Genomic DNA, 15230 nt, shown 5'->3' on the forward strand with positions numbered 1-15230 from the left:
GACCATAGTCCATGGGACCATAGTCGATAGATTAATTAATACTAGATTGTTGTAGTAGATACAGTTTGTCTGCCCTGTACACGACCGCCTTTCATTAAGCCATCGTATTGACGCATTAACAGATATGTTTCAATCTGTTGTAAAGTATCCAATACCACACCCACCATAATCAGTAAAGAAGTTCCACCAAAGAAAGTGCTGAATCCTTGTGTAACACCCAAACGTTGCGCAAAACCAGGCATAATACCTACCAGTGCGAGAAAAATGGCACCAGGCAAAGTGATTTTATCCATTACAGATCCGATATAATCGGCTGTAGGCTGACCAGGTTTTACACCAGGGATGAAACCATTATTGCGTTTCAGGTCTTCTGCAATTTGCTTGGGATTAAAGATCAATGCAGTGTACAGGAAAGTAAAACCAATTACCATGACAGAATATACCAACATGTACCATGTGTTACTATGGTCATTGAATATTTTCACAATACCCTGAGCAGAATCCAGATTGGTAAACGAAACGAGTGTAGGCAGGAACATAATCGCCTGGGCGAAAATGATTGGCATAACACCGGCACTGTTTACTTTAATAGGAAGGAACTGACGGGCACCGCCAAACTGACGGTTTCCGATAATTTGTTTTGCATAGTTTACAGGTATCTTGCGAACGCCCTGTACCAGTACAATCAATCCTAGAATGATGGCAATCAGAATAGCTATCTCAATCAGGAAGATCAATAAACCACCACCGGCTCTTTCACCTTTGGCGCTGAACTCCTGTATAAGAGACTGCGGCAAACGTGCAAGAATACCCACCATGATGATGATAGAAGTACCGTTACCCAAACCTTTGTCCTGAATTTTCTCACCCAACCACATTACAAACATGGTACCTGCAGTCAAGGTAATAACAGTAGAGAACCAGAAATAAGGTGAATAGGCAGGTATAATGGCTTCAGCATAACCGGGGCTATTGAGGTAAGCTACATAGGCACCAGCCTGAAATGCAGTTACGATAACAGTCAGGTAACGTGTCCATTGATTGATCTTCTTGCGGCCACTATCTCCTTCTTTCTGTACTTTTTGCAATTGAGGAACCAGGATGGTCATTAACTGCATAAAGATAGATGCTGAGATATAAGGCATGATACCCAATGCGAGGATAGATGCCTGAGAAAAGGCCCCACCGGCAAACATATCAAAGATACCTAGCAGGCCTCCATTGCTTCTTGCAGATGCCTGTGCTGCTTCAATTTTAGAAGGATCAAGGCCGGGTAATACAATTTGTGTACCGATACGATAAGTAAGAACCAGCGCAAGTGTTACAATAATCTTGTTACGAAGCTCCTCTATCGTCCAAATATTCCTTAATGTCTGAACTAATTTTTTCACTTGAATGCAATTGTAAGCGTTAATAGTCTTAAACCAAAAAAAGACGCACTTTGTGCGTCTGGCAAGTTACGATAAAATTACTTGATAATTTCAACGCTACCACCTGCAGTTTCGATAGCAGATTTTGCTTTTTCGCTGACTGCATTCACTTTGAAACTTACTTTGGCTTTCAGTTCACCGTTGGCCAGTACTTTTACTTTATCGGTACGGCTGATCAAACCATTGATATAAAGGTTTTCCAGACTAAACTCTGTGAAACCGTATTTTTCAACCAATTGATCAATCTGACCCAGGTTAAATACTACGAATTCGATACGGTTATTATTTTTAAAGCCACGTTTTGGTACACGACGCTGAATGGGCATCTGACCACCTTCGTGAGCCATTTTACTTTTATAACCAGCACGGCTCTGACCACCTTTGTTACCTTTTGTAGATGTACCACCCTTACCGGATGCTTCACCACGACCTAAACGTTTTTCTTTGTGTGTAGAACCTGCTGCAGGTTTGAGATTGTGTAATTTCATGTTTTATCGATTTTGAACTTTCGGGGAATCACCCCTCGCGTGTTAATTTGAAAATTTGTAAATGTGCTAATTTGAAAATGAAAGATTCAGAGTAATATAAATGGAAAATGAATCAAATACTTGACTCATTTCCTCCGCCTTAGGCGGATCCAAATCTTCAAATTTTCAAATTAATTTAACTCCTCAACCTTCACCAGGTGGCTTACTTTATTTACCATACCCAGGATCTGAGGGGTAGCTTCTACTTCTTTTGAAGCATTGAGTTTCTTCAAACCTAATGCTATCAGTGTTTGCTTCTGACGCTCTGGTCTGTCGATACCACTTTTAATCTGTGTGATCTTAATTTTTTTCATAACGAGTTATTGAGATAGCCGATGGCTTATGGTTGATGGCATATGGCTATACGCTATCAACCATTCGCTATAAGCTATTATCCATTAAATACTTTACTCAACTTAACAGTACGTGTTTTAGCAACCTGTACAGGCTCACGCAACAGGCTCAACGCCTTAATGGTAGCTTTCACCACATTATGTGGATTGGCTGAACCCAGACTTTTAGCCAGAACGTCTGTTACACCCGCACTTTCCAGTACAGCACGCATGCTGCCTCCGGCGATCACACCCGCACCATGAGCGGCTGGTTTGATCAACACTTTAGCGGCACCATCTTTTGCCCACTGATCGTGAGGAATCGTTCCATGCATTACGGGAACCTTTACCAGGTTTTTCTTGGCATCTTCGATACCCTTGGTAATAGCTTCCTGAACTTCTTTCGCTTTACCCAGACCCTGTCCTACAACACCACTTTCATTACCAACTACTACCAGTGCTGAGAAGCTGAAGGTACGACCACCTTTAGTGGTTTTCACCACACGGTTAATGGCAACTACTTTTTCTTTCAGTTCCATGTCGCCACCGGCTTTTACCTTATTTACGTTTACTTTAGACATTTATCTAACGATTATTTGTGTTAGCAGATTAGAATTGAAGACCACCTTCTCTTGCGCCATCGGCTACGGATTTAACGCGGCCATGGTACAGATTACCACCACGATCGAATACAACTGTATTTAATCCCAGTTCAGTGGCTTTGCGAGCGATTGCTGCTCCTACCAGTTTCGATTTTTCAATCTTGGTCACTTTCTGTGCAGCAATATCCTTATCACGTGATGAAGCAGCAGCAAGTGTCAGACCATTTACGTCATCGATCAACTGAGCATATATATCAGCATTGCTTCTGAATACAGATAAGCGGGGCTTTACAGCCGTACCCTGCACTTTCTTACGAATGCGGTACCTGATTTTTTGCCTTTGAATTAATTTACCCATTTTGCTTTATTTGTTACTTCCGATTCGGCCGGAAGCATGTTTTACATTTTATTTTAGTTCATTGACCCTGGTCCATGAACCATCAACTGATTACTGATTACTATTTACCAGCTGCTTTACCTGCTTTTCTTCTCAGGATTTCACCAGCGTATTTCACACCCTTACCTTTGTATGGTTCTGGTTTACGTAAGCTTCTCAGTTTAGCAGCTACCTGACCAATCAGTTGCTTATCGATACCTTCTAACAGGATTTTGGGGTTCTGGCCTTTTTCAGTAACGGTAGTCACTTTCAATTCACTGGGAACTTCGAAAATGATATTGTGAGAATAACCTAAAGCAAGATCCAGCAGGTTTCCGGTATTAGCAGCTTTAAAACCCACACCCACCAGTTCCAGTTCTCTCTTAATGCCTTCAGTTACACCTTTTACCATGTTGCTAACCAATGCACGGTATAAACCATGCATAGCGCGGTGACGGATCTGATCCGTAGGACGGCTGAATATTACTTCATTGTCTTTCACTTCCACAATGATATCTCTATCGATCAATTGCTTCAGTTCGCCCTTAGGGCCTTTTACAGTTATCTCATTTTCCTTACTTACGGTGATGGTTACACCGGCAGGAACAGTTACGGGCTTTTTTCCAATACGTGACATAGTCGTTTCTGTTTTTATTGTTCAACTAATATCCTGACCGTGTTCAGCTCCGACTAAAAGCTTAATTGTCAGACAGGACAATATCAAATTCAATTAAGAAATATAGCAAAGTACCTCACCACCTACATTCTGGGCTTTCGCCTGCTTATCGGTCAATACACCTTTAGATGTACTGAGGATAGCCACACCTAAACCATTAATCACTCTTTTGATCTCAGCAGGTTTAGCATATTGACGCAGACCCGGACGGCTTACCCTTTCCAGAGAGCGGATCGCAGGTTGTTTAGTAGAAGGATCATATTTCAGCGCGATCTTGATCAGACCTTGCTTATTGTCATCTTCAAATTTGTATTTCAGGATATAACCCTGATCATACAGGATCTCTGTCATACGTTTTTTCAGATTAGAAGCAGGAATTTCCACCAGTCTGTGACCAGCCATCTGTGCATTACGGATTCTGGTTAAAAAGTCTGCTATTGGATCAGTTACCATTTTTATTAGAATTAATTCGTGTTCAAAATTTTGTACCAATTTCCCGATTTGATCGGGATAGGGCTATTACCAGCTTGCTTTTTTAACACCTGGAATTTTACCATTCAGGGCCATATCACGGAAGATTACCCTTGAGAGACCGAAGTATCTCATATAACCTTTCGGACGTCCTGTAAGCTGACAACGGTTCTTTAAACGAACAGGTGAAGCGTTTTTAGGCAGTTTGTCCAAGGCTGCATAGTCACCGGCTGCTTTGAGGGCTGCACGTTTTTCTGCATATTGGGCCACTAATGCCTCACGCTTTCTTTGTCTGGCTTTTACTGATTCTTTTGCCATTTTTTTATGTTTAGATTTGAGTAGGTTCCGGATTTGCGTTTTACAAACCGGCTGCTACCAGTTACTTTTTAGTTATTTTCTTTTTTTGCTCCTTTGAAAGGCATGCCCAGTTCTTTCAGTAACTCATACGCTTCTTCATTGGTTTGAGCAGTAGTTACAAAAGTGATATCCATACCAGTGATCTTATTCACTTTATCGATATCGATTTCAGGGAAAATGATTTGTTCAGTAACACCCAGTGTGTAGTTACCACGGCCATCAAATGCCTTATCGCTGATACCTTTGAAGTCACGTACACGTGGCAATGCAACAGAAACCAGACGATCCAGGAATTCATACATCTTCTCACCTCTCAGCGTAACACGAGCACCAATTGGCATACCCTTACGCAGTTTGAAGTTTGAGATATCTTTCTTAGACATGGTAGGGACAGCTTTCTGACCAGTGATCATATTCAGCTCTTCTACTGCAATGTCAACCAGTTTCTTATCTGTAACCGCACCATTTACGCCACGGTTGATACAGATTTTTTCCAGTTTAGGAGCCTGCATTACAGTTTTGTATGCAAACTTTTTCATTAAAGCAGGTACAACTTCTTTGCTGTACTTATCTGCTAATCTCGGAGTGTATTTTGTAGTACTCATTACTTGATTACCTCCCCTGACTTTTTAGATATACGAACTAATTTTCCGTTTTCGCGGGTACGTTTTGCTTTGGTAGCAGCACCTGCTTTAGCATCCCATAACATTACATTGCTGATGTTAATCGGAGCTTCAACTTTTACGATACCACCCTTTGTATTCTGTGCAGAAGGTTTGGTATGTTTTGTTACGATATTCACGCCTTCTACTACCACACGGCCTTTATCCACAATTACTTCCAACACCTTACGGGGCTTTTTCAAGTCCTTGTCATCACCGGCAATAACCACAACGGTATCGCCTTTTTTGATGTTGAATTTGGGTTTAAATCTTGTACTCATTTTTTGAGCTTTTTAGCTTTTAGGGGTTAGCAATTAGCTAACCAGAAATTATTATATCAATCGCTAATAGCTTATGGCTAATAGCTAATGGCTTGTTTATTTTAAAGAACCTCAGGAGCCAGTGAAATAATTTTCATGTACCCTTTATCACGCAGTTCTCTCGCTACTGGCCCGAAGATACGTGTACCACGAGGCTCATCAGAGTTGTTCAGTAATACTACTGCATTGTCATCAAAGCGGATATATGAACCATCCTTACGACGCAGTTTATTTTTGGTACGAACGATTACTGCTTTTGATACAGTACCTTTTTTGATACCACCGGCAGGTATAGCATCTTTAACAGTTACTACAATCTTATCACCGATCTTAGCGTAGTCTTGCCCGCTGTTACCAAGTACTTTGATACAAAGTACTTCTTTGGCACCACTGTTATCAGCTACATTCAATCTACTTTCTTGCTGAATCATTGTTTTAGCTTTTAGCTTCTGGTCTGGAAATTTCCTCGCCAGATTTTTTATCAATTTGTCAGAGGCTACAGCTCAAATTCTTGCAGCTTGCAGCTTGAATCCACCTGAGGCGGACAATTATTTTGCTTTCTCAACTATTTCAACCAGTCTCCAACGCTTTGTTTTACTCAGCGGACGGGTTTCCATAATTTTTACTACGTCTCCAATACCACACTCGCTTTTCTCGTCGTGTGCATGGAACTTAGTGGTTTTCTTTACGAACTTTCCGTAGATAGGGTGTTTTACTTTTCTTTCAACCGCAACTGTAATGGTTTTATCCATTTTATCGCTGGTTACAACCCCGATCCTTGTTTTGCGTAAATTTCTTACTTCAGCCATTGTGTATTTTTTTAAGCTTTGAGCTCTGAGCTTCGAGCCGCGAGCATTTTTTAATTCTAACAAGCTCGTAGCTCGTAGCTAGCAGCTCGTAGCTGTTTTTAGATGCCTAATTCTTTTTTCTTCAATTCAGTCTTCAGACGTGCAATATCTCTGCGTAAACCTCGAACTGTCATCGGGTTTTCTAATGGAGAAATTGCATGAGCGAATTCCAATTTTTTCAGACGGAGCTGATCTTCCTGGATTCTCGCTTTCAGATCTGCAGCGTTCATATCTTTCAGACCTTTATTGAATTCAACTTTTTTATTTGCCATTTTGGTCAATTTGAAAATTTGAAAATTTGAAAATTTGGAAATTTGGAAATTACTTTCTCTATTTAGCAATCTGAAAACATTCTCATCTGCCTTAGGCATATCAAATTGCCTCATTTTCAAATTAAGCTTGTAAGTCTCTTCTTACAATGAATTTGGTTTTAATCGGCAGTTTCTGAGCAGCCAGTTCCATGGCTTCCTGAGCAACCTGCGCCGTAACACCATCGCACTCAAAAATGATGCGTCCTGGTTCTACAACAGCAGCCCAGAATTCAGGGTTACCTTTACCTTTACCCATCCTTACCTCAAGAGGCTTACGGGTAATGATTTTATCAGGGAACACACGGATCCAAACATTACCCTCACGTTTCATAGCACGGGTCATAGCCTGACGTGCAGATTCGATCTGGCGGTTGGTTAACCAAATTGGCTCTAGCGCTTTCAGGGCAAATGAACCAAATGAAATGGAAGTACCACGCTTAGCCACTTCACGAATGCGGCCTTTCTGCTGTTTCCTGTGTTTACTTCTTTTAGGCTGTAACATTTATTACAATTTGAAAATTTGAAAATTTGAATAACTGAATTTGAAAATTTGAGAATTTGAGAATTTGAAAATGAATGATCAGCATATGTTGTACTAACCATTATTCAAATTTTCAAATTGAATAATTTTCAAATTATCTTCTTTCTCTTCCGCCTCCGCGGTTATCTCTCCTGTCACCACCGCGGCCTCCACGATCATCTCTTCTGTCACCACCACGGCCTCCACTTCTTTCCTCACCACCTCTTCTTTCACTCATATCATTCTTGCCGCCAACGAAGTTTGGATTCAATTCGCGCTTTCCAAGTACTTCTCCTTTACAGATCCATACCTTGATACCTATTTTACCATATACAGTCTGTGCATATACATTGGCATAGTCGATGTCCATACGGAAAGTATGCAAAGGCACACGACCCTGTTTGAATTCTTCGCTACGGGCAATCTCAGCACCACCCAGACGACCACTCAATTTGATCTTGATACCTTCAGCACCCATACGGAGTGTAGAGGCAATCGCCATCTTGGTAGCACGTTTGAAGTTGATACGGTTTTCGATCTGACGAGCGATGGTATCTCCAACAATATTTGCATCCAGTTCAGGACGACGGATCTCAAGAATATTGATCTGCACGTCTTCCTTACCTGTTAATTTTTTCAGCTCTTCTTTGATACGGTCTACTTCTCCGCCACCTTTACCAATGATGATACCTGGTTTAGATGTGTGGATTGTAACGATCAGCTTACCCAGGGTACGCTCTATTACAATTTTGGCAATACCGCCCTTGTTGATACGGGCGTTCAGGTAGGTACGGATCTTATGATCCTCAATTAACTTGGTAGCATAATCTTTCTTACTACCATACCAGTTACTCTCCCATCCGCGGATGATACCTAACCTGTTACCAATTGGATTTGCTTTCTGACCCATATAGTGGTTTTACAATTAGTTTTTAGAATCTACGATTAATGTTACATGGTTACTGCGCTTACGTACCCTGTAGCCACGGCCCTGGGGTGCAGGACGCATACGCTTAAGTACACGACCTCCGTCAACGAATACAGTTTTTACCACCAGGCTGCTGTCTGCCGCACTGGCGCCATTGTTTTTCTGCTCCCAGTTGCTGATAGCACTCTTCAGCAATTTTGCCAGAGGCACAGCATTGTGCTGAGGATGGTGTTCAAGAATAGCCAATGCCTTCTCTACTTCCATTCCACGGATCACATCAGCCAGCAAACGCATTTTGCGCGGCCCTGTAGGATAATTGTTCAGTTTAGCTACTGCTTCCATTTCTTTATTTGTTTAGGGTATGCATCTGATTTCAGCTATCTGCTATGAACCATCTGCCATACGCCAAGTGATTACTTTTTAGTTCCTGCGTGTCCTCTGAAGTTGCGGGTAGGCGCAAATTCACCTAATTTATGTCCAACCATGAACTCGGTAACATAAACCGGGATGAACTTATTTCCATTGTGCACTGCAAATGTGTGCCCAACGAAATCTGGCGTAATGGTACTGCGACGGCTCCATGTTTTGATAACACCCTTCTTGGTCTTACCATCATTCATACCTTCTACTTTGCCTTCTAAGTTGGCATCTACGTAAGGACCTTTTTTAATCGAACGACCCATAGTAATGAGTTAATTTGAAAATTTGAAAATTTGAAAATTGAGAGTGTTTGTTTTGACATTTTGAGAATCTGAGTTTTTCATTTTCAAACTTTCAAACTGCCACACTTTCAAATTATTTTGCTATTTTTTTTCCGTCTCTACGCTGGATAATCAGTTTATCACTTGACTTTCCTTTGGTACGTGTTTTTTCACCTTTTGCGTACTTACCGGTTCTGCTGCGTGGGTGACCACCTGAAGCTCTACCTTCACCACCACCCATCGGGTGATCTACCGGGTTCATCGCAACACCACGTACACGTGGGCGGATACCCTTCCAACGGTTCTTACCAGCTTTACCTGCAGTTTCCAGGTTATGGTCGCTATTAGATACCACACCTACTGTAGCATAACAGTTGATCAATACTTTACGCAATTCGCCAGAAGGCATTTTCAATACTGCGTATTTCTCTTCCTTATTCGCTAACTGAGCAGATGCACCAGCACTTCTTACCATTTTACCACCCTGACCAGGCTGTAATTCGATGTTGTGAATCATGGTACCCAGTGGCATATTTTTCATAGCCAGTGCGTTACCAATTTCAGGAGCCACTTCATCACCAGATATTACGGTGGCACCCACCTGTAAACCCTGCGGAGCGATAATATAACGCTTCTCACCATCGGTGTACTGAACCAGTGCAATAAATGCAGTACGGTTTGGATCGTATTCGATAGATACTACGGTTGCAGCAATATCTTTCTTACTTCTTTTGAAATCGATGATACGGTAGTGTTGTTTGCTACCACCACCCATATAACGCATTGCACGACGTCCCTGAAAGTTACGTCCGGCAGTTTTTTTCTGAGGCTCCAATAAGCTCTTTTCGGGCTTGTTCGTAGTGATCTCAGCATAAGCGTTTCCGATTCTCCAGCGTGTGCCGGCTGTCATCGGTTTGTACTTCTTAAGTGCCATTTTCTTTTCTTTTGACCCTAACCCTAAAGGGGATTAAGATTTTAATTTATTAATCAACTTTTGCGGTAGTTGAACTACCATACTTTATCATTCTATCTCCTCCAGCCCCTTCGGGGCAGGGTGATTAAATGTTTGCGTACAGATCAATTGCTTCACCTTCAGCAACGGTAACGAATGCTTTTTTATAAGCAGGTTTCGCACCCTGAATAAAGCCGGCTTTGGTATAGCGGGTTTTATTTTTGCCTGGAGCAACAGCAGTGTTCACATCAATAACATTTACACCATAAAATTCTTCTACTGCTTTTTTGATCTCGAGTTTGTTCGCCTTACGGTTTACTTTAAAAGCATATCTTCTCAGCTTTTCCTGCTGCGCATTGGCTTTCTCAGTTAAAATAGGCTTTACTAATACTTCACTCAGTTTCATTGTATTTCGGTTGAAACGTTTCTAATTTATTAAGCTACTGCCTCTTCTTCTGCGAAGATCTTGGCGGTATTTTCGGTGATTACCAGTACATCAGCATTCATGATTTCATAAGTGTTGATATCGGCTAACAATGTACTTGCAACATTGGGCACATTACGGGTGCTCAGGTACAGGTTATCATTGTATTCTGGTAATACAACCAGTGTTTTTTTGTCTGCAATATTCAGATTCTTCATCACCTCAACCAGTTGTTTGGTCTTAGGTGCTTCCATCTGAATATCTTCTATCACTACAATGGCACTTTCTTTTGCTTTGTAGCTCAGTGCAGAAATTTTAGCAAGATCCTTCACCTTACGGTTCAATTTGAAATCGTAAGCATGAGGCTTAGGTCCGAATATGGTACCACCACCCTTGTATAAAGGGTTACGTATATTACCCTTACGTGAACCACCGGTACCTTTTTGCTTATGCAGCTTACGGCTGGCACCCTGAACCTCAGCACGGGTTTTCACTTTGTGTGTACCCTGACGGCCTGCAGCCAGGTATTGTTTTACAGCCAGGTAGATCACGTGATCGTTTGGCTCGATGCCGAAAACCTCAGCTGGTAATTCTACCGTTCTGCCGGTCTTCTGTCCTTTTATATTTAATACATCTACTTGCATGTCAATTCAATTAAGTTGTGATTACTTCTGGATTAAAACGATTGAACCGTTATGACCAGGTACAGATCCGCTGATCAGGATATAGTTCTTTTCAGGGAAAATCTTCACGACTTTCAGACCCTTCATTTTCACCCTGTCACCACCCATACGACCAGCCATTCTCATGCCTTTAAATACACGTGAAGGGTAAGATGAACCACCGATAGAACCCGGTGCACGCTGACGATCGTGCTGACCGTGCGACTGTTCACCCACACCAGAGAAACCATGGCGCTTTACAACACCCTGGAAACCTTTACCCTTGGTAGTACCAACTACTTCAACGCTTTCGCCTTCAGCGAAAATGTCAACAGTAACAGTTTCTCCCAATGCTTTTTCTATGGAATAATTGCGGAATTCTTTTACAAACTTTTTGGCGGCTGTCTGAGCTTTTGCGTAGTGATTGAGCTCTGCTTTAGTGGAGTGCTTTTCTTTTTTGTCGCCAAATGCTAACTGAAGAGCGGTGTAACCATCAGTATCCTGGGTTTTCACCTGAGTTACGGTACATGGACCAGCTTCAATGATGGTGCAAGCGGTTTGCTTACCATCGGCCGAGAAGATGCTGGTCATCCCGATTTTTTTACCAATAATACCTTTCATCGTTTTTGCGGTTTATGCCCCGCAAGGTTAAAGAGGACATCCCACCGATGAAGCGGGATTCAATCCTTGTTCGCTGCCGACCTTTTCCCTTTTCTATCCACCGAAGCCTTGGCGAAGGTGGATGCTTTCTCTAAGCTGGATCACCGTCGCTGAAGCTATGGTGATCGAGGAAGTACCGGAAGTAAACAAACCTCGAAGGGCCTGTTTATATGTATGATCTCGGATGGCTGATGTCTGATTTGAAACCAGTATCCTTGACCGTTTATTTATTCAGAGCTGCTTTCTTCTACGCTTAAATCGGAGAGTTGGCAGATGACTAATTTTTTGTAAGAACTAATGCTCATGGCTCGAAGCCCGTAGCTCAAAGCCTATTATCAGGCTTTAATCTCAACTTCAACACCTGAAGGCAAATCAAGCTTACTCAGGGCATCTACAGTTCTTGAAGAAGAAGTATAGATGTCTAATAAACGCTTGTGAGTAGCCAGTTGAAACTGCTCACGGCTCTTCTTATTCACGTGTGGTGAACGCAGAACGGTAAAAATTCTCTTGTGGGTCGGCAAGGGAATGGGACCAGTTACTACGGCACCTGTACTGCGTACAGTTTTTACGATTTTCTCAGCAGATTTATCTACCAGATTATGATCGTAAGATTGTAATTTGATTCTGATTCGTTGAGACATAGTCGAAACCCAATTTTCGTATTGGGGTTGCAAAGGTAGGGGTCTCAATTGGAATGGGCAAGAATTTTGGAACTATTTTTAGAAAAAATGCCTGATTTTCCAGGTTTAGTTATCACCATCGCACCTAAAGACCCTAATATTACACAAAAATACAAAAAAGCCCCCCTTATCAAGTCCACTCCCCCACTAAGGGGGATGTATTAGAAATTCATTTTCATTGAAAAGCACCCAAGACCTAACCAACCTCACCTGATTATTGCAGACTATGCTAAAATGATTAATTTCACGGCAATCATTTATATATGGCCCGAAAAAAACCTGTTCACCCTAATCAGGTACAACAAACAACTGATAAGTCGGTTGATACACATGTTAAAAATGCTACTAAGATTGCCTGGATCCCCTTTCTGATCCTAGTTTTATACATGGCCGTTCATTTCATCCCGAATATGGAAGCCATAGATGTATTGGGACCGCAATGGTTGTACCTAAGTATTTTGGATACAGGCATTTTACTCTTTCTGCTAATCCATTTTCAAAACAAACACATCAAGATATCTATTCTGATAAAACCTGTCTTTAGTAAAATTTTACTTCTCCTGCTAATTCTTGCCGGAATATCGATTTCATTCTCAATAAATATAATCGAATCTATAGTCTGCTTTTCGAGATTCACAACAACAGTATTAGCATATTTTAACATTCTGCTTTTTCTTCTCCTCTATGATTTAAAAAATGCATTCATTAATCTCGCTAAAGCACTGTCGATTATTACAATTATTGAATCATGCATTGGCATTCATACCCTCTTAACTGATGGCACGATTAAAGATCTTGATAAAGTTGTTGTAAGCATTACCAGCAACACGGGAAATAAAAACATCTTTGCAGCAAGTATTGTCATTAAGATTCCCTTCATTTTATACGCAATCATTTATTCAAAAACAGGCCAGAAAATCTTCTATTCTTTCGCATTAGCAATTGGAATCACTCAACTACTTTTACTAGGTGCAAGATCATCTTACCTTAGCCTTGCTGCATGTACGAGTCTATATACTATATATATACTATTGATTAAAAAAGACAATCATAGGATTAAAAAAGTCAAGTTATTATCTTATTTGTGGACACCTCTCATTTTAGGTTTTTTTGCATCATTATCCTTACAATCTTATGTCAACAACTTTCAAAGTGGCCGTGGTGTTTTCAGTAACGTTGCAAACAGGCTCACTGACATTTCTGTCACTAATGAGTCATCAAGTTATCGCTTGATGTTGTGGAAACATGCACTTTCATATATATCAGAACACCCTTTTATCGGATGTGGCTATGGCAACTGGAAACTCGCATCAATTCCATATGAAAAGGAATACATAAACGATCTAACAGTACCGGCACATGCGCATAACGATTTTCTCGAACATGCAACTGAATTAGGTTTACTCGGAGGTGTCTTATACGCTTTATTATTTGTAAGTCTTTTTTGGGGTACAATATCAAGTTTGAGATCAAATACTTCAGAAGAAATTAAATCGATTTCAGTATTTTCTTTTTTGGGAATTGTAGTATACGGAATTGACGCCTTATTTAATTTTCCGATAGAAAGACCCATAATGCAAGTATTATTTGCATTACTAGCTGCTGTAAATGTTAGTGCATTAATATTATCCAGGGATAAGCAAGTAGATATTATTTCCAAACAAACCCCGATCATTTCTGAGAAAAAAATACTGACTAGATCTATATTAATCTGTCTACTCATCATTACACCAAGCTTATATATAAATAACCTTACTTATATCTCTTTACGCGCTCAAATGAAAGTTATCCCCGATCTAAAAAATGAGCCGATGACTCTGCCACTCGCTGAAGTAACAAATATTTTTCCACCAATTCCCAATCTCACATCTTCATCACAACCTATAGATGCTATTATTGGGAGATATTACTCTGAAAACAAACAATACGATGAAGCATTGCGGCTTTTAAGAAAAGCAATGCCCTATAATCCTTACATATATTACAGTCATTTTTTAATTGCCAATGTATATTTTCTGACTGACAAATTAGACAGTGCGAAGTATTACGCTGAAACAGCCTATTATAACCGCCCCCGTGCCAATACCTATTACCAGACATTAATTGCTGTGGAAGCTAAAAGAAAAGATACTGCTGCGCTTGGCAAAGCATTCCGAACCTATACCCATTACAGAAACGAGGTCTTCCCATGGCAGTTATACATATTAGGTATGCTGAATGCCTTACAGCGAGGCACGCCTGAATTACTCAAACTCACAGACAGTGCACTGAATATGTTTAAACCTGCGCCGAATACTGCACCCAGTACAGATTACCAGCAGTTGTTAAAAAGAAAAGAAGAAGTAGAAAAAAACATGAATGTAACCGTTACAAATACGGCTACACAGGAAGATATCAAGAGGGCGACCGCTGTTTACAATGAAGCGGTTGAGGCATTTGGCAAAGGCGACTTTGCCTCAGCAGCCAGAAAATTTGTAGCGGCCATCAATATCAGCCCCTTCAGTTACAGCATGTATGAAAATGCAGGTATCTGTTATTACAACCTCAAAGAATATAAAAAAGCCATCTACTATTTCGACAAGGTCATTGCTATGAAAATAACCAATGATGGTAAATCAGAATTCTTTAAAGGTGCCAGCTATGTAAATTCCGGCAACCGGGAAGAAGGCTGTAAATCTTTACAGATTGCAGCAGCAAAAAATTATCCGGGCACAGCTGAGATATTGAAACAGTTTTGTAAATAGTCAATGGTCAATGGTCAATGGTCAATGGTCAATGGTCAATGGTCAAT

Annotated in this window: 23 protein-coding genes; 1 reads left to right on the forward strand and 22 read right to left on the reverse strand. The window is 40.9% G+C overall.

The features are described from left to right. Window positions 1–41: 41 nt before the first annotated feature. The 22 genes from secY to rpsJ all read right to left on the reverse strand — a co-directional run bounded on the left by secY (window position 42) and on the right by rpsJ (window position 12400). Window positions 42–1391, reverse strand: coding sequence for a preprotein translocase subunit SecY (gene secY / locus BC659_RS14705; RefSeq protein WP_133475574.1), 1350 nt, complete (start codon window positions 1389–1391; stop codon window positions 42–44). 77 nt (window positions 1392–1468) lie between these two features. After that, complete coding sequence (rplO, locus tag BC659_RS14710; protein WP_133475575.1) at window positions 1469–1918, reverse strand: 50S ribosomal protein L15; 450 nt, start codon at window positions 1916–1918, stop codon at window positions 1469–1471. A gap of 170 nt (window positions 1919–2088) precedes the next feature. Continuing rightward, window positions 2089–2271, reverse strand: a complete 183-nt coding sequence (rpmD, locus tag BC659_RS14715) for a 50S ribosomal protein L30 (protein ID WP_133475576.1) — start codon at window positions 2269–2271, stop codon at window positions 2089–2091. 77 nt (window positions 2272–2348) lie between these two features. Next, the gene (gene rpsE / locus BC659_RS14720) at window positions 2349–2870 is read right to left on the reverse strand and encodes a 30S ribosomal protein S5 (RefSeq protein WP_133475577.1); all 522 of its coding nucleotides are present in this window, start codon (window positions 2868–2870) and stop codon (window positions 2349–2351) included. 28 nt (window positions 2871–2898) lie between these two features. Beyond that, window positions 2899–3249 carry a 50S ribosomal protein L18 gene (gene rplR, locus BC659_RS14725; protein WP_133475578.1) on the reverse strand — a complete coding sequence of 117 codons (351 nt, stop codon included), beginning with the start codon at window positions 3247–3249 and terminating at the stop codon, window positions 2899–2901. A 100-nt stretch (window positions 3250–3349) separates the two neighbouring features. Then, window positions 3350–3904 carry a 50S ribosomal protein L6 gene (rplF, locus tag BC659_RS14730; RefSeq protein WP_133475579.1) on the reverse strand — a complete coding sequence of 185 codons (555 nt, stop codon included), beginning with the start codon at window positions 3902–3904 and terminating at the stop codon, window positions 3350–3352. 93 nt (window positions 3905–3997) lie between these two features. After that, complete coding sequence (gene rpsH / locus BC659_RS14735) at window positions 3998–4396, reverse strand: 30S ribosomal protein S8 (RefSeq protein ID WP_133475580.1); 399 nt, start codon at window positions 4394–4396, stop codon at window positions 3998–4000. 66 nt (window positions 4397–4462) lie between these two features. After that, entirely contained in the window at window positions 4463–4732 is a 270-nt protein-coding gene (gene rpsN / locus BC659_RS14740; RefSeq protein ID WP_026770706.1) for a 30S ribosomal protein S14, read from the reverse strand. 68 nt (window positions 4733–4800) lie between these two features. Beyond that, window positions 4801–5376 (reverse strand): 50S ribosomal protein L5, encoded by a 576-nt coding sequence (gene rplE / locus BC659_RS14745; RefSeq protein ID WP_133475581.1) that lies wholly within the window; start codon window positions 5374–5376, stop codon window positions 4801–4803. Next, a complete protein-coding gene (gene rplX / locus BC659_RS14750; RefSeq protein ID WP_133475582.1) occupies window positions 5376–5714 on the reverse strand; it encodes a 50S ribosomal protein L24 in 339 nt (112 codons plus the stop codon). The genes rplE and rplX overlap by 1 nt, the downstream gene beginning before the upstream one ends. Before the next feature lie 101 nt (window positions 5715–5815). Beyond that, window positions 5816–6184 carry a 50S ribosomal protein L14 gene (gene rplN, locus BC659_RS14755; RefSeq protein WP_133475583.1) on the reverse strand — a complete coding sequence of 123 codons (369 nt, stop codon included), beginning with the start codon at window positions 6182–6184 and terminating at the stop codon, window positions 5816–5818. Window positions 6185–6301: 117 nt separating this feature from the next. Beyond that, window positions 6302–6562, reverse strand: coding sequence for a 30S ribosomal protein S17 (rpsQ, locus tag BC659_RS14760; protein WP_133475584.1), 261 nt, complete (start codon window positions 6560–6562; stop codon window positions 6302–6304). 98 nt (window positions 6563–6660) lie between these two features. Beyond that, window positions 6661–6873 carry a 50S ribosomal protein L29 gene (rpmC, locus tag BC659_RS14765; RefSeq protein ID WP_133475585.1) on the reverse strand — a complete coding sequence of 71 codons (213 nt, stop codon included), beginning with the start codon at window positions 6871–6873 and terminating at the stop codon, window positions 6661–6663. 121 nt (window positions 6874–6994) lie between these two features. Beyond that, window positions 6995–7414, reverse strand: coding sequence for a 50S ribosomal protein L16 (gene rplP, locus BC659_RS14770; RefSeq protein ID WP_133475586.1), 420 nt, complete (start codon window positions 7412–7414; stop codon window positions 6995–6997). Between the two features lie 133 nt (window positions 7415–7547). After that, on the reverse strand, window positions 7548–8342 hold the full coding sequence (gene rpsC / locus BC659_RS14775) for a 30S ribosomal protein S3 (RefSeq protein ID WP_133475587.1): 795 nt from the start codon (window positions 8340–8342) through the stop codon (window positions 7548–7550). A gap of 15 nt (window positions 8343–8357) precedes the next feature. Continuing rightward, window positions 8358–8702, reverse strand: a complete 345-nt coding sequence (rplV, locus tag BC659_RS14780) for a 50S ribosomal protein L22 (protein WP_133475588.1) — start codon at window positions 8700–8702, stop codon at window positions 8358–8360. 71 nt (window positions 8703–8773) lie between these two features. Beyond that, the gene (gene rpsS / locus BC659_RS14785) at window positions 8774–9043 is read right to left on the reverse strand and encodes a 30S ribosomal protein S19 (RefSeq protein ID WP_133475589.1); all 270 of its coding nucleotides are present in this window, start codon (window positions 9041–9043) and stop codon (window positions 8774–8776) included. A gap of 112 nt (window positions 9044–9155) precedes the next feature. Further along, entirely contained in the window at window positions 9156–9995 is an 840-nt protein-coding gene (gene rplB / locus BC659_RS14790) for a 50S ribosomal protein L2 (RefSeq protein WP_133475590.1), read from the reverse strand. A 124-nt stretch (window positions 9996–10119) separates the two neighbouring features. After that, window positions 10120–10419, reverse strand: a complete 300-nt coding sequence (rplW, locus tag BC659_RS14795; RefSeq protein WP_133475591.1) for a 50S ribosomal protein L23 — start codon at window positions 10417–10419, stop codon at window positions 10120–10122. A 29-nt stretch (window positions 10420–10448) separates the two neighbouring features. Continuing rightward, window positions 10449–11081, reverse strand: coding sequence for a 50S ribosomal protein L4 (rplD, locus tag BC659_RS14800; RefSeq protein ID WP_133475592.1), 633 nt, complete (start codon window positions 11079–11081; stop codon window positions 10449–10451). A 21-nt stretch (window positions 11082–11102) separates the two neighbouring features. After that, on the reverse strand, window positions 11103–11720 hold the full coding sequence (gene rplC / locus BC659_RS14805) for a 50S ribosomal protein L3 (protein ID WP_133475593.1): 618 nt from the start codon (window positions 11718–11720) through the stop codon (window positions 11103–11105). 374 nt (window positions 11721–12094) lie between these two features. Next, window positions 12095–12400 carry a 30S ribosomal protein S10 gene (rpsJ, locus tag BC659_RS14810; RefSeq protein ID WP_026770720.1) on the reverse strand — a complete coding sequence of 102 codons (306 nt, stop codon included), beginning with the start codon at window positions 12398–12400 and terminating at the stop codon, window positions 12095–12097. Between the two features lie 302 nt (window positions 12401–12702). Here rpsJ and BC659_RS14815 point away from each other — a divergent pair, with 302 nt between their 5' ends. After that, window positions 12703–15183, forward strand: a complete 2481-nt coding sequence (locus BC659_RS14815; protein ID WP_133475594.1) for an O-antigen ligase family protein — start codon at window positions 12703–12705, stop codon at window positions 15181–15183. The last annotated feature ends 47 nt before the right edge of the window (window positions 15184–15230 follow it).

This window comes from Sediminibacterium goheungense, from assembly GCF_004361915.1.
Classification (GTDB): Bacteria; Bacteroidota; Bacteroidia; order Chitinophagales; family Chitinophagaceae; genus Sediminibacterium; species Sediminibacterium goheungense.